18 protein-coding genes are annotated in these 19,706 nt (G+C 67.6%); 9 read left to right on the top strand and 9 right to left on the bottom strand.

Translation table 11 applies throughout. The features are described from left to right. The first annotated feature begins 134 nt into the window (after positions 1-134). Genes ACZ7L5_RS05845 through nirD form a run of 3 tightly spaced genes read left to right on the top strand, consistent with a single transcriptional unit; the run spans position 135 to position 4,299 of the window. Positions 135-1,346, top strand: a complete 1,212-nt coding sequence (locus tag ACZ7L5_RS05845) for an NAD(P)/FAD-dependent oxidoreductase (protein ID WP_471514750.1) — start codon at positions 135-137, stop codon at positions 1,344-1,346. Continuing rightward, positions 1,346-3,952, top strand: a complete 2,607-nt coding sequence (gene nirB, locus ACZ7L5_RS05840; RefSeq protein WP_471514748.1) for a nitrite reductase large subunit NirB — start codon at positions 1,346-1,348, stop codon at positions 3,950-3,952. The genes ACZ7L5_RS05845 and nirB overlap by 1 nt, the downstream gene beginning before the upstream one ends. Next, positions 3,949-4,299, top strand: coding sequence for a nitrite reductase small subunit NirD (nirD, locus tag ACZ7L5_RS05835; protein WP_471514746.1), 351 nt, complete (start codon positions 3,949-3,951; stop codon positions 4,297-4,299). The genes nirB and nirD overlap by 4 nt, the downstream gene beginning before the upstream one ends. Before the next feature lie 27 nt (positions 4,300-4,326). On the opposite strand, the gene ACZ7L5_RS05830 is transcribed toward nirD, so the two are convergent. The 4 genes from ACZ7L5_RS05830 to ACZ7L5_RS05815 form a co-directional block, all read right to left on the bottom strand. Then, positions 4,327-5,253 (bottom strand): oxidoreductase, encoded by a 927-nt coding sequence (locus ACZ7L5_RS05830; RefSeq protein WP_471514744.1) that lies wholly within the window; start codon positions 5,251-5,253, stop codon positions 4,327-4,329. Positions 5,254-5,291: 38 nt separating this feature from the next. Next, the gene (locus ACZ7L5_RS05825) at positions 5,292-5,690 is read right to left on the bottom strand and encodes an excalibur calcium-binding domain-containing protein (protein ID WP_471514742.1); all 399 of its coding nucleotides are present in this window, start codon (positions 5,688-5,690) and stop codon (positions 5,292-5,294) included. A gap of 96 nt (positions 5,691-5,786) precedes the next feature. Next, positions 5,787-7,466 carry a SulP family inorganic anion transporter gene (locus tag ACZ7L5_RS05820; protein ID WP_471514740.1) on the bottom strand — a complete coding sequence of 560 codons (1,680 nt, stop codon included), beginning with the start codon at positions 7,464-7,466 and terminating at the stop codon, positions 5,787-5,789. Positions 7,467-7,516: 50 nt separating this feature from the next. Next, positions 7,517-8,122 (bottom strand): carbonic anhydrase, encoded by a 606-nt coding sequence (locus ACZ7L5_RS05815; protein WP_471515813.1) that lies wholly within the window; start codon positions 8,120-8,122, stop codon positions 7,517-7,519. Positions 8,123-8,314: 192 nt separating this feature from the next. On the opposite strand from ACZ7L5_RS05815, the gene ACZ7L5_RS05810 reads away from it, so the two are divergent. The 6 genes from ACZ7L5_RS05810 (at position 8,315) to ACZ7L5_RS05785 (ending at position 13,849) form a co-directional block, all read left to right on the top strand. Next, positions 8,315-9,241 carry a response regulator transcription factor gene (locus ACZ7L5_RS05810; RefSeq protein ID WP_471514738.1) on the top strand — a complete coding sequence of 309 codons (927 nt, stop codon included), beginning with the start codon at positions 8,315-8,317 and terminating at the stop codon, positions 9,239-9,241. Further along, positions 9,238-10,734 carry a sensor histidine kinase gene (locus tag ACZ7L5_RS05805; RefSeq protein WP_471514736.1) on the top strand — a complete coding sequence of 499 codons (1,497 nt, stop codon included), beginning with the start codon at positions 9,238-9,240 and terminating at the stop codon, positions 10,732-10,734. The genes ACZ7L5_RS05810 and ACZ7L5_RS05805 overlap by 4 nt, the downstream gene beginning before the upstream one ends. 156 nt (positions 10,735-10,890) lie before the next feature. Further along, complete coding sequence (locus ACZ7L5_RS05800) at positions 10,891-12,051, top strand: alkaline phosphatase PhoX (RefSeq protein ID WP_471514734.1); 1,161 nt, start codon at positions 10,891-10,893, stop codon at positions 12,049-12,051. A 390-nt stretch (positions 12,052-12,441) separates the two neighbouring features. Beyond that, positions 12,442-12,645 carry a hypothetical protein gene (locus ACZ7L5_RS05795; protein WP_471514732.1) on the top strand — a complete coding sequence of 68 codons (204 nt, stop codon included), beginning with the start codon at positions 12,442-12,444 and terminating at the stop codon, positions 12,643-12,645. 126 nt (positions 12,646-12,771) lie between these two features. Continuing rightward, a complete protein-coding gene (locus ACZ7L5_RS05790; protein WP_471514730.1) occupies positions 12,772-12,945 on the top strand; it encodes a hypothetical protein in 174 nt (57 codons plus the stop codon). A 577-nt stretch (positions 12,946-13,522) separates the two neighbouring features. Continuing rightward, positions 13,523-13,849, top strand: coding sequence for an SANT/Myb-like DNA-binding domain-containing protein (locus ACZ7L5_RS05785; protein WP_471514728.1), 327 nt, complete (start codon positions 13,523-13,525; stop codon positions 13,847-13,849). A 29-nt stretch (positions 13,850-13,878) separates the two neighbouring features. Here the strand turns inward: ACZ7L5_RS05785 and ACZ7L5_RS05780 are convergent, their stop codons facing one another. From ACZ7L5_RS05780 to ACZ7L5_RS05760, 5 genes are all read right to left on the bottom strand, one after another. After that, positions 13,879-14,358 carry an SLATT domain-containing protein gene (locus tag ACZ7L5_RS05780; RefSeq protein WP_471514726.1) on the bottom strand — a complete coding sequence of 160 codons (480 nt, stop codon included), beginning with the start codon at positions 14,356-14,358 and terminating at the stop codon, positions 13,879-13,881. A 7-nt stretch (positions 14,359-14,365) separates the two neighbouring features. After that, positions 14,366-15,844: a reverse transcriptase domain-containing protein gene (locus tag ACZ7L5_RS05775; RefSeq protein ID WP_471514724.1), complete on the bottom strand. Its 1,479-nt coding sequence runs from the start codon at positions 15,842-15,844 to the stop codon at positions 14,366-14,368. A 211-nt stretch (positions 15,845-16,055) separates the two neighbouring features. Next, positions 16,056-17,081 carry a tyrosine-type recombinase/integrase gene (locus ACZ7L5_RS05770; RefSeq protein ID WP_471514722.1) on the bottom strand — a complete coding sequence of 342 codons (1,026 nt, stop codon included), beginning with the start codon at positions 17,079-17,081 and terminating at the stop codon, positions 16,056-16,058. A 744-nt stretch (positions 17,082-17,825) separates the two neighbouring features. After that, entirely contained in the window at positions 17,826-18,089 is a 264-nt protein-coding gene (locus ACZ7L5_RS05765) for a hypothetical protein (protein ID WP_471514720.1), read from the bottom strand. Between the two features lie 621 nt (positions 18,090-18,710). After that, entirely contained in the window at positions 18,711-19,523 is an 813-nt protein-coding gene (locus ACZ7L5_RS05760) for a hypothetical protein (RefSeq protein WP_471514718.1), read from the bottom strand. Positions 19,524-19,706: the final 183 nt, after the last annotated feature.

The following is a 19,706-nucleotide window of genomic DNA, read 5'->3' as shown; positions in this document are numbered from 1 at the left end:
AGTGACCTCACAGCCCGCCCCCTGCGTGCTCTCCGAACCCTCACACCGCCCCCGCGCCCCCGCTGAGGGCAGCGTTCCTCGTGGGAAACAGACGTGATGCGGTCGGGAAACACCCGCACCGCACGCTCGACGCCATGACCTCGAATACGCGTGTGGTGGTGATCGGCGCCGGCCTCGCGGGCGTACGGCTCGCCCGGCGGCTCGGCGAGCTCGGCACGCTCGTGACGCTCGTCGGCGACGAGGAGCACCGCCCGTACAACCGGGTGCTGCTCGCGGAGGTGCTGGCCGGCCGGTACAGCCCCGACGTGATCGCCCTCCCGGCGCCGGCGGAGCTGACGCGTGGCCGGGTCACCGGCATCGACCGCGAGGTGCGAGCCGTACACCTCGTGGACGGGTCGGAGATCGCATACGACACGCTGGTCCTGGCCACCGGTTCGAACCCGGTGCTGCCGCCCCTGCGGGGTCTGTTCACGCCCGACCATGTGCTGCCCGAGGGTGTGCACGCGTTCCGGACCATGGACGACTGCCTGGGCCTGTCCAAGGCCGTACGGCCAGGTGTCCGGGCGGTCGTGATCGGCGGCGGGCTCCTCGGGGTCTCCGCGGCCCGTGCCCTCGCGCTGCGCGGCGCGCAGGTCGTGCTCGCCCAGCAGTCCGAGCGGCTGATGGAGCGGCAGCTCGACCCGGCCGCCTCGAAGCTGGTCCGGCGCCATCTCGTCGACCTCGGCGTGGAGGTGCACACCGACCTGCGCGTGCGTGACGTGCGCTGCGTCGGCGGCGCGGTCCGCTCGGTGGAGATGGCCGACGGATACGCCCTTGACGCCGACCTCGTGGTCCTCGCCTGCGGAGTACACCCGCGCGCGGGCCTCGCGCAGATCGCGGGGCTGGACGTCCGCAAGGGGATCGTCGTCGACGACGAGCTCCGTACGTCCGACCCGCACATCCGGGCCGTCGGCGACTGCGCGCAGCACGCCGGGACGGTGTACGGGCTGGCCGCGCCCGCCCTCGAACAGGCCGACGTCCTGGCCGAGTTGCTGGCGGGCAACGGCAGCGCCCGTTACAAGGGCACCCGGGCGCTGACCCGGTTGACGCTGGCCGGTGAGGGCTTCTTCGACCTCGCCGCGTTCGGCGAGACGGAGGCCCTGCCCGGCGACGACGTCGTGCAGCTGACCGACGCCACCCGCGGCACTTATCGCAAGGTCGTCGTCCGCGACGACCGCCTGGTCGGCGGGGTTCTCGTCGGCGAACTCGGCACCGTCGGCGCGCTCGCCCGCGCCTGGGAGGGAGCAGAGCCGCTCCCCGACGACGCCCCGCTGCTCCACCTGCTCACCAACGATGGAGGCTCCTGATGACCGCCACCCCGGAGGCCACGGAGGCCGCCCCCACGATCGTGCTCGTCGGCCACGGCATGGTCGGCCAGCGCTTCCTGGAGGCGCTCGCCGAGCGCGGCCTGACCGCCACACACCGCGTGGTGGTGCTGTGCGAGGAGCCGCGTCCGGCGTACGACCGCGTGGCGCTCACCTCTTACTTCTCGGGCAAGACGCCCGAGGACCTCTCCATGACCGACATGGAGTTCATCAAGGACCACGGCATCGAGCTGTACGTCGGTGACCCGGCCGTCTCCGTCGACCGCGAGGCCCGGCAGGTCACCGCCGAGTCCGGCCGGGTCTTCGCGTACGACGCCCTCGTCCTCGCCACCGGCTCGTACCCCTTCGTGCCGCCGGTCCCGAACAAGGACGCCGCCGGCTGTTTCGTCTACCGCACGATCGAGGATCTGCTCGCGATCGAGGAGTACGCGAAGACGAAGGCCACGACCGGTGCCGTCGTCGGCGGCGGTCTGCTGGGCCTGGAGGCCGCCGGCGCTCTCAAGGGACTCGGTGTCGAGGCGCACATCGTGGAGTTCGCGCCGCGGCTGATGCCGGTACAGGTCGACGACGGCGGCGGCGCGGCGCTGCTGCGCACCATCGAGAACATGGGCCTGACCGTCCACACCGGCGTCGGCACGCAGGAGATCGTCGTCGACGCGGACGGCGCCGTCACCGGCATGAAACTGTCCGACGGCTCCGAACTCGCCGCCGACATGGTGGTGTTCAGCGCCGGGGTCCGCCCCCGGGACCAGCTGGCCCGCGACTGCGGCCTCACCGTCGGCGAGCGCGGCGGCATCACGGTCGACGAGCAGTGCCGTACGGTCGCCGACCCGCACGTGTTCGCGATCGGCGAGTGCGCGCTGGCGTCGGACGGCCGGGTGTACGGCCTGGTGGCCCCCGGCTATGAGCAGGCGGAGACCGCGGCGGCGACGATCGCGTCCGACGAAGCCGCGTTCATCGGCGCCGACTTGTCGACGAAGCTCAAGCTACTCGGCGTGGACGTCGCCTCCTTCGGTGACGCGCACGGCACCGCGGAGGACTGCCTGGACGTCGTGTACTCCGACTCCCGCGCGGGCCTCTACAAGAAGCTGGTCATCGGCCGCGACGGCACGCTGCTCGGCGGCATCCTGGTCGGTGACGCGGACGCGTACGGCACGCTGAAGGCGTTCACCGGCTCGGTGCCACCCGTCTCGCCCGAGTCGCTCGTCCTGCCCGCCGGCGCCGGCGGCCCCGCCCAGCTGGGCCCGTCCGCGCTGCCGGACGAGGCGGTGGTGTGCTCCTGCCACAACGTCACCAAGGGCACGATCCGCGGTGCGGTGACGGAGCACTCCTGCACGACCGTGCCCGAGGTGAAGAAGTGCACCAAGGCCGGTACGGGCTGCGGCTCCTGTGTGAAGGTCCTCGGCCAGCTGGTCACCGCCGAGCTGGAGGCGTCCGGCGTCGAGGTCGACAAGGGCCTGTGCGGCTGCTTCTCGCAGACCCGCGAGGAGCTGTACGAGATCGTCCTGGCCCTGCGTATCAACACCTACCAGGACCTGCTGGACCGCTACGGCCGCGACGGCGCCCGGGGCGGCGACGGCTGCGAGATCTGCAAGCCGGCGGTGGGGTCGGTCATCGCGTCGCTGGCGCCCACGATCGGCGCGAGCGGCTATGTCCTGGACGGCGAGCAGGCGGCTCTGCAGGACAGCAACGACCACTTCCTCGCCAACATCCAGAAGAACGGCTCGTATTCGGTCGTACCCCGGATCGCCGGTGGTGAGATCACCCCGGAGGGGCTGATCGTGATCGGCGAGATCGCCCGCGACTTCGGTCTCTACACGAAGATCACCGGCGGCCAGCGCATCGACATGTTCGGGGCCCGGGTGGAACAACTCCCGCTCATCTGGGCCCGGTTGGTGGACGCCGGCTTCGAGTCCGGCCACGCCTACGGCAAGTCGCTGCGCACGGTGAAGTCCTGCGTCGGACAGACCTGGTGCCGCTACGGCGTCCAGGACTCCGTACGGATGGCGATCGACCTGGAGCTGCGCTACCGGGGCCTGCGCTCGCCGCACAAGCTGAAGTCGGCGGTGTCGGGCTGCCAGCGCGAGTGCGCGGAGGCCCAGTCGAAGGACTTCGGCGTGATCGCCACCGCCAACGGCTGGAACCTCTACGTCGGCGGCAACGGCGGCGCGACCCCGCGCCACGCGGACCTCCTCGCCCAGGACCTGTCGGACGCGGAGCTGATCCGCCTGATCGACCGCTTCCTGATGTTCTACATCCGCACCGCGGACCGTCTGGAGCGCACGAGCGTGTGGCTGGAGCGGATCCCCGGCGGCCTGGACCACGTGCGTGACGTGGTCGTCGAGGACTCCCTCGGCATCTGCGAGGAGCTGGAGTCCCTGATGGCGGCCCATGTCGCGAACTACCGCGACGAGTGGTCGGAGACCATCAACGACCCCGAGAAGCTGGCCCGGTTCGTGTCCTTCGTGAACGCCCCCGACACCCCCGACCCGGTCGTCGGCTTCGTCGCCGAGCGCGACCAGATCAAGCCCGACCTGCCGCTGCTGACCATCGGCCACCGCCCCCTGGAAGGAAGCGCCCAGCGATGACCCTGGCACCCGAGACGACCGACCTGAAGGTCCAAGTACGCCTGAACGATGACTGGTTGACGGTCTGCGACCTCACCCACCTGCTCCCCGGCCGCGGCGTCGCGGCCCTGCTGCCGGACGGCGGCCAGGTGGCCCTGTTCCGCGACCGCGCCGGCCGGCTGTACGCCATCGACAACCGCGATCCGTTCGGCGGCGCGGCAGTCCTCTCCCGCGGCCTGACCGGCACCCACCAGGGCCGCCCGTTCGTGGCGTCGCCCCTGCTGAAGCAGCGCTTCGACCTGGAGACCGGGCAGTGCCTGGACGACGAGGCGGTGCGGGTGACCGCGTACGAGGTGCGGGCCGCGTAGCGGGCCCCGTGGACGGTGGCCTCGCGCTCACACCTTCAGGTCGTCGTACGCCACCCCGGTCAACCGCTCCGAAGCCTCCCAAAGCCGTTCGCCCGCCCGGTCGTTGAGGGTCCATGGTGCCCGCCAGGACCGGGCGGGTGAGCCGCGCCAGCCGGCGAGGGACGGGCCGGTGAAGGAGTCGGGGCGGACGTCGGGGGCGGTGGCGGCGTACAGGGTGGGCAGGGCGCCCGCCTCGGCGGGCTGGGCGAAGACGCGGTTGCCGAGGCGGGCGAACCACTCGCTCCCCCGGCGCCCCGCCATGCGCGGCCCCGCCGTCTGGAGGTTGGTGTCCGCATACCCCGGATGAGCGGCCGCTGCCACCACGTCCGCCCCCTGCCCGGCCAGCCTGCGTGCGAGCTCGTGCGTGAAGAGCAGGTTGGCGGTCTTGGACCGGGCGTAGGCGGTCCAACGCCGGTACCGATGCTCGCTGTTGAGGTCGTCGATGTCGATGTTGGACATCGCGTGCAGCGGGCTGGAAACGGTCACCACCCGCGCGCCCGGCGCACCGAGCAGCGCGGGCAGCAACAGCCCGGTGAGCGCGAAGTGCCCCAGGTGGTTGACCCCGAACTGCGTCTCGAAGCCGTCCACGGTGGTGCCGTACGGCAAGGCCATCACACCGGCGTTGTTCACGAGCAGGTCCAGGCGGTCGTACGGGAATTCCGCGCAGAACTCCCGTACGGAGCCGAGGTCCGCGAGGTCGAGCCTTCTCAACTCGACTTCCGCGCCCCGCACTTCGGAGGCGATCCGCTCCCCCGCCGCCGCGCCCCGCGCCTCGCTCCGGCACGCGAGCACCACCCGCGCCCCCTTGCGCGCCAGCTCGCGCGCGGTGACGTACCCGAGACCGCTGTTGGCCCCGGTGACGACGGCGACGCGGCCGCTTCGGTCGGGGATGTGCTGTGCGTTCCAGCCGGGCATGAGGAGCTCCTTCCGGATGTGGACGGCTCCGGCCCAGCCTACGAGCGGCCGTCCGTCCGGCGCAGCCTGCGCGCCGCCACCAGCACCCCGCCGCCGGCGAGCAGAGCGGCCGCGCCGCCCGCCGCCAGGTACGGGGTGCTGTCGTCGCCGCCGGTCGCGGCGAGGTCGGCGCCGTTCTGCTCCGCGGTCTCGTCGGAGGTGTCGTCGGCCGGGACGAAGTCCGAGGGCGGGTTGTCGCAGCCGAGGCCGTCGCCGTCCCGGTCGAGGTGGGAGCCGTAGTGCTCGTCCCCCTTCGGGATGTCGGAGTACCCGCCGGCGTAGGCCTCGGTGCAGTTCTTGAACGGGTGGACTCCTTCATGGGCCGCGGCGGTGGCCGGCAGTGCGGCCAGTGCCAGCGCGGCGACGACGATGGCGCCGGGCTTGCGGAGCAGGTTCACGGGGGGTCCTCCCTGGTCGTTCATGACGGTCGTTCGCGAGGTGACGAACGTAGCCAGGGGCCGCAGTTGCGGAGGAGATATGAAGGACCCGTGATGCTAACGTGACGTGACCGGAAAGTAGCTCTCCGCATGGTCCGCGTGGCCCTCGGACGGCGGCCGGGTGTCCAGATAGAACCACTGGGCGTCCGGGCCGGGGGCCGACGCCGCGGGCGGTGCGGGAGCCGGCGTCGCGACGACGGGTGTCTCCGTCTTCGCCGGCCCCGGCATCAGCAGCTCCACCCGCAACCCGAGCCCCCGCTGTTGCGCCGTGAACTCCTCCACCTGGTTCCGGCAGGCGTGGTCCAGATGGGTCACGCCGGTCAGGTCCAGGCGGATGCGCGGCTTGCCCGAGGCTGCCGCTCCTTCCAGTGCCTCGATGACCTGCGGCAGCCGTAGGAAGGTGGCGTTGCCGGCCATGACGACCTTCGCGGTGTCGTCCTCGACGTGTTGCCGGATCACCGTCCGGGACATGCGCAGGGCGGCCAGGACGATCCCGGCCGCGAGGCCGATGAGGACGCCCTCAAGCAGCGCGGTCGCCACGATGACCAGGGTGGTCGTCGTCATCACGACGAACTCGCCGCGGTCCTGCCGCCACATCTTCGGGAACTCGTCCGGCGCGAACAGCTTCCAGCCGCTGTGGACGAGGACGCCCGCGAGCACCGAGATCGGGATCAGGGCCAGGACCTGCGGCAGCAGCAGCGCGAACGCGAGCAGCCACAGGCCGTGCAGGGTGCGGGAGATACGGGTCTTGGCGCCGGCCTGGACGTTCGCCGAGCTGCGGGCGACGACCGCCGTGATCGGGAGGGCGCCGAGGATGCCCGCGACGGTGTTGCCGGCGCCCTGGGCGATGAGTTCGGTGTTGTAGCGGGTGCGCGGGCCGCTGTGCATACGGTCCACGGCGGCCGCGGTGAACAGGCTCTCCGCGGAGGCGATGACCGTGAAGGTGAGGATGGCCGTGATGACAGCGGTGTCCGCGAGGCCCGCGAACTGCTCGGCCCCCGGCACCTGCACCGACGCCACAAGATTGCCGACCTGGAGCGTCTTCACGTCCACGCCGGGCAGCGCGGCGACCGCGATGCCGATGCCGACCGCCACGAGCGCGGCCGGGACCTTCTTCGCCGGGCCCGGGACCTTCTTCCACAGGAAGCTCAGCACGATCGTGGCGACGCCGAGCAGCGTGGCGATCATCGCCTGGGGGCTGGTGAGGATGTCCGCGAACAGGCCCGGGATGCCCGCCATGTTCTCGATCGGCGTGCCCGGGGCCTTGGAGTCCGCCATCGGGTAGGCCTGGCTGAACATCAGCGGCAGTCCGATGCCGGCCAGCATGCCCTGGACCACGGCGAGGGAGATCGCCTGGAACAGCCGGCCGAGGCGTACGACGCCGAGGACGATCTGCAGGATGCCCGAGAACAGGACGATCACGCCGAGCATCGCCACGCCGAGCTCCGTCACCGTCTCCGCGACCAGCGCGGCGAGCCCGGCGGCCGGCCCGCTGACCTGGAGCGTGCTGCCCCGGACCGCGCCCACGACCAGGCCGCCGATCACCCCGGAGATGATCCCGAGCTCGGCGGGGACCCCGGAGGCGACGGCCACGCCGATGCACAGGGGCAGGGCGACGAGGAAGACGACGAGGGAGGCGGTGATCTCGTTGGCGAGGTCGGGCTTCGCGCCTCCGGCGGCGCCGTTGCCCCCGTTTCCCGACGGCCTGACGGCACTCTCGGCCTTCGGCGTGCCCATCCTCGGCACGTTCACCTTCGTGCGCGTACGCCCGCGCGCGTGCGCCCCGCTCATCCGGCGTGCACCCGGAACCGGCCGTCGTCCTCCAGCTCGTGCACCTGCCCGGTGTCGACCTCGTAGTACCAGCCGTGCAGCCGCAGCCGCCCCCCGTCCAGCCGCTGCCGCACCACCGGGTAGGTCCGCAGTACGGCAAGCTGGTTGACGACGTTGCCCTGGGACACGTCCGGCAGCGACGGGTCGTCCGAGGCGGCCGTGAGGACCGGCGCCAGTTCGGGGCGGGCGAGCTGCAGCCAGGCGTCCACGTCGGGCAGCGCGGACAGATCGTCGCCGGACTTCAGCGCGCCCATCGCGCCGCAGTGTGAGTGACCGCACACGACGATGTCCTGAACCCCGAGCACCTCCAGTGCGTACTCGATGGTGGCCGCCTCGCCGGAGGCACCAGGGCTGCCGTACGGCGGCACGATATTGCCCGCGTTTCGCAGCTCGAATATCTCCCCGGGCCGTGCGCCGGTAATCAGGGCGGGTATGACCCGTGAGTCCGAGCAGGTAATGAACAGCGCCTCGGGATATTGCCCGTCGGCCAGTTTCCGGTATTCACCGTTCTCGAAATCGACCCGTCGCTTGAACGAGCGGGCGCGGTCCAGCAACGCGTTCAACAGTGCCTCCGAGGTGGGGAGTTCGGCAAGTTCACAGCACCGTAGAGGAGCCGACACCAGAGGAAGGTTAAGTAAAGGCCAGAGCGCGTCCAGCAATTGGACATTCTTTGTCGCAACTCCCTGCAAGCGCTTGTTTCTTGTAGCGTGTCGACGTCAGGGCAGAGAATGCAAATTCACCGAGAGACAGGACGCATGGGCATACGAGTGCTGCTCATCGAGGACGACGAGACGATCGCCGAACCACTCGCCGAGGGCCTCGGCCACTTCGGCCTGACGGTGGATCACGTGACCACCGGCGCCGAGGGACTGAGAAGGCCGTACGGCGATGTCGTCCTGCTCGACCTCGGGTTGCCGGACATGGACGGCATCGACGTGTGCCGGGGCATCCGGCGGGTCTCGGACGTGCCGGTCATCATCCTGAGTGCGCGGGGTGAGGAGGCCGACCGGGTGCTGGGCCTGGAGCTGGGGGCGGACGACTATCTTGCGAAGCCGTTCAGCGTGCGGGAGTTGGTGGCGCGGGTGCGGGCGGTGACCCGGCGGACGCAGCGCACGGAGGCGGAGCCGAGCGGCGTGGCGGCGCCGGTCGGCATGGCGGCGTCCGTGGACATGACCGCGCCCCTGGACATGGCGGCGTCGGTCGAGCGGGGACGTACGGAAGCGCTGGTGGAGCGGCTGCGCACGGAGGCGGCGGCTTCAGCGGCGGTCACCCGGCCACCCGCACCGCCGTCCCCGCCACCCGCACCCCTGTCGCGCGAGACGGCGCCGGGCCCGGCGTACGAGGAATCCGCACCCTCACCCTCGTACGCCCCCGGCCCCCTCGTCGTCGACCGCCGCACCCGTCAGGTCTGGGTCGGCGAGGTCCCCGTCACCCTCACCCCCAAGGAGTTCGAGCTGCTGGCGCTGCTGACCGAGGATCCCGGCGCGGTCTACTCCCGGCAGCAGATCCTGGACCGCGTGTGGGACCCGCACTACGAGGGTCCGACCAAGACGCTGGACGTCCATATCGCCGCGCTGCGGCGGAAGTTGGGGCACCCGGCATGGATCCAGACCCTGCGCGGGGTCGGTTTCCGGCTGGCGGTGCAGACCGAGCCGGGCGGGCCGCAGGTGTCCTCGCCATGACCCGCCGGCTGCTGCTCAGCTACCTCAGTCTCGCCGCGCTCGTCCTGGCCTGCCTGGAGATCCCGCTGGGCTTCGTCTACTCGCGCAGCGAGCGGGAGCGGGTGGTGAGCGCGGCGAAGGACGAGGCGGAGTCGGTGGCCGCCTACGCGTCGCTGTCCCTCAGCACCGGCCGTGCCGAGCGGGATCTGCCACGCCGGGTGGCGCGCTGCGCCGAGCGCATCGGCGGGCAGGTGGTGATCGTGGACGCCTCGGGTGCCCTGCTCGCCACCTCGCATCCGCGGGCGTCGGTGATGTCGTCCAACCTGGCGTCCCGCCCCGGCATCGCGGCCGCCCTGCGCGGCACGTCCACCGTGGACGTCCGTACGTCGACCATCGGCGGCGTCGAGTATCTGTCGGTCGCCGGTCCGGTCATGCGCGATGCGCGGCTGCAGGGTGCCGTGTGGCTGACGCTGCCGACGCGGACGGTGCATGAACGCGTCCATCACGTCTGGCTGTTGCTGGCGCTCGGCGGGCTCGGGGTGCTCACCGCGGTCGCGGTGGTCGGGTTCGCCATCGCCTGCTGGGCCGGCCGTCCCATCCGTGAACTGGAGCGCGCCACCCATGAGTTGGCGGAGGGCGGCCGGGCCCGTCCGGTGACGATGACGAAGGGCCCGCCGGAGGTCCGCCGGCTGGCCGCCGCGTTCAACCGTACGGCGGCCCGGCTCGCCCATCTCCTCGCCGCGCAGCGGGCGTTCGCGGGCGAGGCGTCGCACCAGCTGAAGACGCCGCTCGCGGCGTTGCGGCTGCGGCTGGAGAACCTGGAGCCGAACGTCTCCGACCGCGGCATCGGCAGTCTCACCGCCGCCGTGACCGAGACTGACCGGCTCGCGCGGATGGTCGAGGGGCTGCTGGCGATGGCCCGCTTGGAGGAGGACTCCGCGACGCCCGCCCCGGTCGACGTGGGCGCGGTCTGCGCGGAACGGCACCGCACCTGGCTGCCGCTGTTCGAGCAGCAGCGGGTCTCCCTGGTGCTGTTCGCGGGCAGTGTGGGGCCGGTCCTCGCGGTGCCGGGCGGGGTCGAGCAGATCGTGGACAACCTGCTCTCCAACGCCCTGCGCGCCTCACCGCCCGACAGCACCGTCGCCATCGAGCTACGGCTCCATGTGCCGGCCCGCCGCGCCCTGCGCGACGCCCGCCCCGCCTGGGTCGACCTGCACATCACCGACGAGGGCCCGGGCATGACCTCGGAGCAGCGCGCTCGCGCCTTCGACCGCTTCTGGCGCGCGCCGGGTGCCCCCAAGGGCGGTACGGGGCTCGGCCTTTCGCTGGTCCACCGGCTCGCGCACGCGAGCGGCGGTGAGGCGAGCCTGCACGCCTCGGCCGCGGGCGGCCTGGACGCGGTGGTCCGGCTGCCGTCGGCGGAACCGCCGCGCGAGGCGCACGGGCCGGGAGTCGAGCGGCCCGGGCAGCGGACGCGGGGGCGGGGGCGGGGGGTGCCGGCGCTGCGCGCCTGACCTGCTCCCTCATGGACGGCTCTCAGGTACGCCGTCCGATGGCCATTAACTGGCTACGATCCGTCCACCATGCTCCCTTAGGTTCCATGCCGCTCCCTCTGGCACGACCCCGTCGTCGACCGGCGGCGGGGCGGTACGGCACCTCTTGGAGTGAGAGTGGAACGTCGTAGCCTCCTGCGTGCGGCCGTCCTCGGCGGCTCGGCCGCCGTGTTCGGCGGAACCCTGTGGCGCGGCGCCGCGTACGCGGCCCCGGCCCAGCCCGGCACCGGCCCCTACGGGGCGCTGGGTTCCCCCGACGCCAACGGCATCAGACTCCCCAGCGGCTTCACCAGCCGCGTCATCGCCCGCTCCGGGCAGACGGTCTCCGGTACGTCGTACACCTGGCACAACGCCCCTGACGGCGGCGCGTGTTACGCGGACGGCAGTGGCTGGATCTACGTCTCCAACTCCGAGATCAACCCCTCCGGCGGCGCGAGCGCGGTGAAGTTCTCGTCGGCGGGCGCGATCACGGCCGCGTACCGCATCCTTTCCTCCACCCGCCAGAACTGCGCGGGCGGCAAGACCCCGTGGAACACCTGGCTGTCCTGCGAGGAGGTGTCCCTCGGTTACGTCTACGAGACGGACCCGTGGGGCACTCAGGCGGCGGTCCGCCGTGCCGCGATGGGCCGCTTCAAGCACGAGGCGGCGGCCGCGGACCCGGTGCGCAAGGTGATCTACCTGACCGAGGACGAGACGAACGGCCGCTTCTACCGCTTCGTCCCGACGACCTGGGGCAACCTGTCCTCGGGCACCCTTCAGGTCATGGTCGCGGGCAGCGCCACGTCAGGCTCCTTCACCTGGGCCGACATCCCCGACCCGGACGGCTCCCCGACGGCCACCCGCTCCCAGGTCTCGGGCTCCAAGTCCTTCAACGGCGGCGAGGGCTGCCACTACGCCGACGACACGGTGTGGTTCACGACGAAGGGCGACAACCGGGTCTGGCAGCTCAACCTCACGTCGAACACCTACGAGCTGGCCTACGACGACTCCCTCGTCACCTCCGGCACGGCCCCGCTCACGGGCGTCGACAACATCACCGGTACCTCCTCCGGCGACCTCTTCGTCGCCGAGGACGGCGGCAACATGGAGATCTGCGTCATCACTCCGGCCGACGTCATCGCCCCGTTCCTCCGCATCGACGGCCAGTCGGGCTCGGAGATCACGGGCCCTGCCTTCTCCCCCGACGGCACCCGGCTCTACTTCTCCAGCCAGCGGGGCACCAGCGGGAGTTCGTCAGGCGGGATCACGTATGAGGTGAAGGGGCCCTTCCGGACGTAGCCGGGCGCACCCGCACACTTCGAGGCACCCCCGGGCGCCGGTCTCCTGGGAGGCCGGCGCCGTGGACGACCTGGGAGGAAGCGACGGCCTTCTGGGCACGGCAGCCCGCGGGATTCCCGGTGGGCGCTTGCCGCATGTCTCCACCCCCTGCACCGCCCGCGATCACGACCGCTTGCGCCAGGCGCACGAGGCCGCACGCATGCGCCGCCACGTTGCAGGCGCACGCCCGCGTAATCGCCCGTCCGAGGGACCGTAGGCCTTGTCCGAGGCGCACAAGATACGTCCTGACAAAACAGACGCCACTATGTGTCCAAGCAGGAGGCCCGCACCACCGAACGGGCTTGGCGGCATGGTCGGTGAGGCGGGCTCTGAGTACCAGGAGGTACCGCTATGAGTGTGGCTCCAACCCGCTCCGTACTGTCAATCGCTCGCCCGAAGGACTGGGCGGCCCTGGTCATCGTCATCGTGATCGTCTATGGCCCGGCGGCACAGATCCAGGACATCCTGACCAGTCTGATCGCTCTGTCAGGAGTACTCGTCTCGGGCTCGGCAGTGAGAGCCGTATCAGCGCGACAGACGCAGACGGCCGCCTGAGAAGGCCTGGGCTCGATCGGGCCGGGGCCACGGATGGGTTCCGGTCGATGCAAGGGAAGGAAAGCCTGCGTTTTGCCCCCTGCCTCAAGGGCACACGGCCAGGTGAGACCTCGCGGAGGTACCGAGATGAGTGCCGGAGAGAGAGCCAAGGCAAAAGCCGAACAGCTCGTAGGCAAGACCGTGCGCAAGGCGGCCCACACGGTGCACAAGGAAACCCTCGCAGCAAAGGGCGCCGCTCTCGAAGCACGGGGCAAGATGCGGGGCCAGAAAGAACGGACCAAGGGTTCGTTCGGGAGCTGACGAGGCTTCCCCGAGACAGCTCCGCGGACGATGGAGTAGAGGGCGGCACCCCCGCACAGGGTGTATGGCTGGCTTCCTGACCTGGGAAGCCAGCCGTTCTTCATGCCCTTAGGGCACTCTCAGGGCACACCGCTCAAAATGGCTTCCATCATGTCGGCCCGTCCGATCCACCTCCACCCTCCACAGATGAAAGACGTTCAACGATGGAGCTCGCCACCAACTACGAAGGTTGACTGGGGAAGCCAGCCGCGCGGACAGCGATGGCTCTGTGGCAGCCGGGCGGTAGTGGCCTGTGAACGTCCTGTGCCAGGGAAACTTGAGCATGCGCCATCGGAGTCTGGCATGTGGATCAATGGGCCACACAGCGCGGCGTGCCCCGCCTCAGCGGCCTGGTCCGCTCCGCCCTTCGCCAGCGAGGCGCCCGCAGGCGGGCGCCTGGGCTAGCGGCTCCCTGTTCTGAACGGCGTTTGTCGGGCACGCTGGAGCCATGGGGGTACCTACAGTGCGAGCGCTGTTGCGTCTCAGCTTCACCGACTACGTGCCGGACCCGAGTGACGCCGACTGTCTACGGCGCTCCATGACGATTCCGGCCAATGAGATCACTTTCGAAGACTCGCAGCTCATACTCTGGCTGGCGGGCACTGAGATTGCGCGGTTCGAGCTCAGCGCAATCGTATCTGTCAAGATCGAGAGCGCGCCCAGCAACGGACGCCGCGAAGGTCCAGAAGAACTGCGCAGCCGCTATCCCAATTTCGGACAGCCCTGGACTGCCGAAGACGAAGCAAAGCTGCTCACCCTATACCGGGAGGGTGAACGAGATTTCGATGCACTTAGCGCGAAATTTGGCCGACAGCCTAGCGCTATTCGATCCCGACTCAGCAAGCTTGGGCTAGAGCAGCTTTGACATGCTGAGGCCGGCCTACGGAGCCGGCCTCACGATGCCAATCCTTGCCCGATTCGTTCGCGAGCTGTATTGAAGGACCGATTAGGAACCGGGACATCGTTCTCGACTATACGGGTGTATGCCGCGCTAAGCTCTCGGAGCATTTCCTGCGCCTTATCATAGTCCGTCACCTCAGATAGTAATCCAAGCTCCAACCGGAGGCGATGTCGGAGCGAAGTGTAAGAGCGTGCCGATAGTTGATAGTCAGCAGCTTTTTTGGTCGTACCCAGAAAGGAGGCGGTGGCCGCAATGGCGCCTGCCACAGCCGAAATAGCGCCCCAAACTTCAACCTTGCTCATGGTTGACATGAATCCTGACACGGCTGCAAAGCATGCCGGTATGAACACCATGAAACGCCCCCAGAACTCGGCGCGCTTCGCCGCTTCGAAGTACGCTTGAGCACTGTATAGGCAGTTGTCGGCTAGACGCTCAAGTTCAGACTTGATCGCCTCAAATTGCACCTGTTCCATTATCACCTCACGACGTCGGAATCTTCGGATTCTGTTCCAAGTACATGCAGAGCCAGCTCAAGCCCGGAAGAGCGTTCTTGACGTCTCGACGATATCGCGGCGAAAGATAGCCCGATTCGTAGAGCGCGATGAACAAAGCCCTCCGCATAGCCTCACTCGGCTCGCGTTCAAATTCGTGGCGCAGCAGCTGTGATTCGGCGACGGATGCGCATCGACCGAGGTAGCGAGCGGCAAATTCACGAGGAAACTCTTCCCGATTCCTGTCGTGAAGAATATTCCAAGCAGCCTCCTTGAGGCGCTCGTTATCTACATTCGCATGGATTAAATACCGAAGCACACGCTGCTCAACGTACGGATAGCTGGAGCTTTCGCGAGAGTGCATGAACGCGGTGAGCTTCCGTTGCACTTCAGGCAGGCGATGCTCGCAAGCAGCGAAGTAGGCGAAGATCTCCTTACTCACGTGCGCAATATACCGGAGATTATTCAGGCACCAACTAACTGCGTAATCATCCCTCCTTCTACGCAGCTTATTAAGTGCGAACTTAAGGCGCCGAGTATCAATTTCACTTCGTTCACATATCTTGTTGAAGTACGATCGAATTTCGATGTCGACATCGGGGTCGCCCACGAAAACTCCGTGGTCTATTGAGGCTTCGCGAGCATTCTGCAGCCGGTCATAGGCCGTCTCATAGTCAACTATTGCGGTCTTATGGGCAGCCATCGAGAGCTTCCTGGCGCGGAAAATTTTGTTGACACCTGCCAAAATATCACGCAGAGAATTCCAATCCTCATCAAATATGGAAACGTCATCCGAGTAGCGAAAAAACGGAACCCGGCAATTCGACAGGTACTGATCCGTCGACGCTAAGTAGACATTGGCCAGTATTCCAGAGGCGTCTGAGCCTTGAGGAAGCCCCCAAGCGTGATTGATGTTTTGAAACTTATCGAGAAAATTCGACACTCGACGAACTGCCAGCCGGTCGGGGACCATAAGCCCTAGATCTTCCGACAAGAGGTTGACGTCGATGTGTTCATAGAACGATGAGACATCGAGGGAGGCCATGCAGAGTCTGCGATTTCGCCCAAGAGTCAGTAGCGCATTTCTCCTCATAAGCTTCCACGATTGACTCCAGAAAACCGGCTCTCCGGCACGGTGGTCCCATCGATAGCTATAAACGGAGTTATGCCTGTGCAGATCGACATGTGCAGCTAAATCAAAGACTAGAGCATCATAGATCAATCTATCGCGGGCCGAAAACCGCGCAAGCGGTCGCACGGCTATGGCATTCTTAGGGTAATCAACGATCTCCGTATGGCGCGGCCCATAGTCGTCGTCCAAGATCGAGCGCATAAGGATCTCGCGATACCCTTTTCTCCACTGATCTTTAATGTCGGCGTACAGAGCCACGTCAGGTATTTCTGAAAATTCCTGCCCCGCACTCAGTAGCCTGACCGCAGCGTCGAGCCGTGTTAACAGATCTCCCACGGCCTCCCCGATCCCCCGAACCCGCCCCTGAGCTGAAATGATAGGCGCAGGCACTTCGACCTGTGCACCAGTGCTGTGGGAAGAGGCGGAACCGTGCTCTACATCCAGGAACCTGATGACTAGCAGCCCTAGAAGGCCGATGCACGGCAGAGGGTGTATGGCTGGCCCCCTGAGCTGGGAGCCAGCCGTTTTTCATACCGTCAGGGCGCTATCACGGAACATCGCTCAGTACGGCTTCCATCATGTGGGCTGTCTGATCCGCCTCCGCCTCCCACAGATGTGTGTAGACGTTCAGCGTGATCGATGGCTTTGCGTGACCGAGGCGCATCTGTACCTGCTTCGGCGTCGCCCCGCTCTTGATCAGCACGGAAGCGTAGAAGTGGCGCAGGTCGTGGAGCGTAGTGCCCTCAGGGACGCGTACCTTGCTGCCGGACTTGGACAGGTGGGTGTTCGCCCGTTTGATGTTGCGGGCCCACAGCTTCGCCCAACTGCCGCGCCGGATCGCCCCGCCCGTCTCGCTCGTGTACAGCAGCCGGGCACGTCGCCACACGGGCTTGCGTGGGTTCGTCCGGTCCTCGATGTACACGACCTTGGGAGGGAAACCCTTCCGATGACGCTCGATCTCGTCGACGACAGACTGCCCCTGGGGCACGGCTCTGTAGCTCTGCTTGGTCTTCGGTTCTCCCAGGTACGGCACGCCCTTGTCGGGGCCGATCAGTTGCTGCGTGACCGCGACGCTAGCGGCCGGCTCAGCGTCTTCCAGGCCGAATAGTTCGCCCTGGCGGAGCCCCGTGGAAGCCGCCTGCCGAACCAATGCCCGATACCTCGGGGACGCTGTGACGATCAGCGCCCTCACTGCTTCCGGGTCGAGCGGATGAATCTCCGGATAGAACACCTCTGGCGGCTTGAGGCCCTCCCACGGGTACTTCGGGATGATGCCCTCCTGGTGGGCCATCTTCAGGATGCTGGTACACACGTTCCAGGGCGTCGCGAACGTCGATGGAGCGATGACTGTGGATCGATCTTTGATCCACTTCTGGCCGTCTGCCCTCTGGATGCTCCCGATCTGCCGGTTGCCGAACGTCGGGAAGATGTGCAGCCGTAGCGCCCGCTCAACGTTCGTCTCTGTCCGCTCGCGGTGCACGGCCGTCTCTTGCCAGCGCTCTGCGACGGCCCTGAATTTTTGCTTGCCAAGCTCCCGGTTCACGAACGTGCCGCCGTCGAGTTCAGCCTTCACCTTGGCAGCCCGAGAGTCCGCGGCCGTCCGCTTCCGGTCCTCAGGTCCGTCAACAGGCGCACCCCGAGGGAGGCTTCGTCGCCCTCCTGGGCTGCGGTCACCTCGATGCCAGCCTGTATGTACTTGTCAAGGATGGATCCTCGACTGCCAGCGCTAACCCACACACTCGGCCGACGCCGAGCCGTGCGAGGTGCACAGCACCAAGACGGCGACCGTGTACCCGAGCACAGAGCATGGAGTCGGCAAGCGCTGGCAGGTGCGCTACCGGGGGCTGTGAGGTAGGCAGCGGCCTCGTCCGGGGTGAACAATCCGACGTCAAGGAACTGGCGCCCCTCGCTTATGAGCGCTGCATACGTCGTTGCGTCCCGCGACCGCAAGCGCACCCGCCTCTACTTCACCGCAGCCAGACCTGTCACAATCGCTGATTGATCACTCCTGCCATGAGTTGAAAGCACCGCTGCGCGGCCTGGCGCACCCTCGCGGAGCACATCGCCGAGAGTGCTTTTCACCGGTCTGTGCGTCGTACGCGACACCGGTCGGAGACAGGCGAATTGACCGGGGTTTCCTACATGCACCGCCCCGTGCATGTTGAAGGCAGCCGCCGAACCCCGATCTGACTTGATATCAACATCCCCACCAACGGCCGTTCCGTGGTCACCGGCTGCCACACTCTTGCCACCCTGTTGCTGTACCAGTCCTACGAGACTGCGCAACTCGCTAGCCGCATGCTCACGTTCTGCATCGTCAAGCCCTCAAGAAAATCTGAGAACCGCGTTTGCCAAGATGCTTCCTGGCTTTTCTGCATGTGTTCTCTATCTTCTTCGCCGCCTCGGTCAGTGCGCCCGCAGTCTTGTCGAGCCGCTCGCTGACCACCCGAGCCTCCCGTTGATTGCCCCGGGCGAAGACGTTAGCAACGCGGTCGCGAAACCCTGCCCACAGATCAGTACCTGCCGCCTGCACCACCGCAGTTCCAGCTGCAGAGGCCAACGCGATCATCGCCTCAAGCATGGCACTTCTCCTCGAATAAATGCGATCAACGCCTATAGGGGCGTTCAGTGCCTCTCGAGAGCCCCTCCAAGAACCACATTAGTCCCGTCCCATGAGATGCGCGCGGCGACTAAGGCCCCGGCAGGCTTGCCCCATTCCGCTCCTGTGTTGTAGACCACGTGCCCAAGGGGGCGGCTGGATTCAGAGGCAATCTGCTGACGGGAGCTTGCAGTTGCTTCTGGACTGAGAAGTCTTTATCCCAAGAGCTCCCCACCACGCTCCGCCCTCGCTGCTTGCTCCGACAGACGTCACTGAGGAGCGTGGCTGGGGCTCGGTGGTAGGTGCCCTGACATACGCGCGCCGGATCGGTCGACGCACCCGCCGTCGTGGCTGACTGTCGTCGGCTGAGGCTCAGACGCTCCGAGACTCAGCCTCTGACCAGGGTGTTCGGGGCTGAAGGGGCCGTGCCATTCGCGTGCCAGATCGTGCGGGGAACCACGGGGAACAGCGGGGACTGGCCCCACGCATGCGACCGGGCCCCACACTGCCCCGCCGCAGGTCATCGCAGCAACTGCCGCCAGAAAACCCAAGCTTCCCAAGCTGAGAGGCCTTGAGAGCCGATGACCGGCCGGTTAACCCGCGTCAGGCAAGGGCGGAGGGATCACTTATCGGTTGCGGCTCGGCGTGCAATGCCGTCCGGGTCGTCGTGATGAAGTCGCCGATGGCGGTCTCAAGAGCGGACGATGCGTCCCCGTAGGCGCTTGGCTCCTGCTCGGTCAGCAGGAAGGGGATCCGCCCAAGTAGGCCGATGGCGCGCAGTAGGGTGCGGAGTTCACTCAAGATCTCGTCCGCTTCGTTTGGCATGTCCGGAGAGCCGATCAGGTGCCAGTAGTTCCTGACACGGAAAGTTGCGGCCAGATCCGCGATTCGCTCCACTTGTTGCGGATTGCTCGCACGACATTCGTCGAGCAGCGTGCGGGTGAGAGCCGAGTTCGCCCAGGTGCGGCATACCTTCATGAGGCCCTCGGCAACGTCCACCAGAGCTTGTGCAGCGTTGGACACCTCGTCCGGACCCTCCAGTCTCACCACCAGATTCTTGTGTGTCATGTCGGCCGCCAGCGGCTTGGAAGCGGCGATGACATCCGGTGCCTGATGCCCGTCGGTGGCGCCCTGCGAGAACACGCTGCTTGCCTGCTCTTTGTAGTTCAGGACGGCTTGCAGCAGGGCGGCGTATGCGTCTCGCCGGATGCCACGTCTCCATTGCTCGTGCTCATTGCTGCCCTGTGCGCGTACAGAGTCCAGTGCGGCCCGATAGGTGGAGTCTGCCTGCCTCATGGCGGCCTGCGCTGTCTGGAGTGCCGCCTTCGTCTGCCATCGGCCCACGAGCAGCGTGGCGGGGACGCTGAGCAATGCCACGCCGGCCGCGGCCAGCGCTCCGACTCCTTGAAGATCCATGGACAGATGATCCCGCTGGCCGGTGGGAGCGCGCGGGGTGTTCTACTCTCCCGGTACGCCGCAGGTTGTGGGCCGGGCGAGAAGCGCGGGAGACAAGAACACGACCCGTGGCCAGGACAAAGAACACCTTCAACGAAGAGCCCCACGTCGTCGAGATCGGCGACCTCGAACTCCTGCTCCGCC

This window comes from Streptomyces sp. NPDC107528, from assembly GCF_055639295.1.
This window is presented reverse-complemented; position numbering and strand designations above follow the sequence as displayed.

Coding starts and splice junctions, on each gene's coding strand:
- ACZ7L5_RS05820 (WP_471514740.1), bottom strand. CDS start 7,466: ATGGGCACGCCGAAGGCCGAGAGTGCCGTCAGGCCGTCGGGAAACGGG.
- ACZ7L5_RS05830 (WP_471514744.1), bottom strand. CDS start 5,253: ATGCCCGGCTGGAACGCACAGCACATCCCCGACCGAAGCGGCCGCGTC.
- ACZ7L5_RS05765 (WP_471514720.1), bottom strand. CDS start 18,089: ATGCTTGAGGCGATGATCGCGTTGGCCTCTGCAGCTGGAACTGCGGTG.
- ACZ7L5_RS05785 (WP_471514728.1), top strand. CDS start 13,523: ATGACGATTCCGGCCAATGAGATCACTTTCGAAGACTCGCAGCTCATA.
- ACZ7L5_RS05810 (WP_471514738.1), top strand. CDS start 8,315: ATGGGCATACGAGTGCTGCTCATCGAGGACGACGAGACGATCGCCGAA.
- ACZ7L5_RS05795 (WP_471514732.1), top strand. CDS start 12,442: ATGAGTGTGGCTCCAACCCGCTCCGTACTGTCAATCGCTCGCCCGAAG.
- ACZ7L5_RS05780 (WP_471514726.1), bottom strand. CDS start 14,358: ATGGAACAGGTGCAATTTGAGGCGATCAAGTCTGAACTTGAGCGTCTA.
- nirD (WP_471514746.1), top strand. CDS start 3,949: ATGACCCTGGCACCCGAGACGACCGACCTGAAGGTCCAAGTACGCCTG.
- ACZ7L5_RS05845 (WP_471514750.1), top strand. CDS start 135: ATGACCTCGAATACGCGTGTGGTGGTGATCGGCGCCGGCCTCGCGGGC.
- ACZ7L5_RS05805 (WP_471514736.1), top strand. CDS start 9,238: ATGACCCGCCGGCTGCTGCTCAGCTACCTCAGTCTCGCCGCGCTCGTC.
- ACZ7L5_RS05760 (WP_471514718.1), bottom strand. CDS start 19,523: ATGGATCTTCAAGGAGTCGGAGCGCTGGCCGCGGCCGGCGTGGCATTG.
- nirB (WP_471514748.1), top strand. CDS start 1,346: ATGACCGCCACCCCGGAGGCCACGGAGGCCGCCCCCACGATCGTGCTC.
- ACZ7L5_RS05790 (WP_471514730.1), top strand. CDS start 12,772: ATGAGTGCCGGAGAGAGAGCCAAGGCAAAAGCCGAACAGCTCGTAGGC.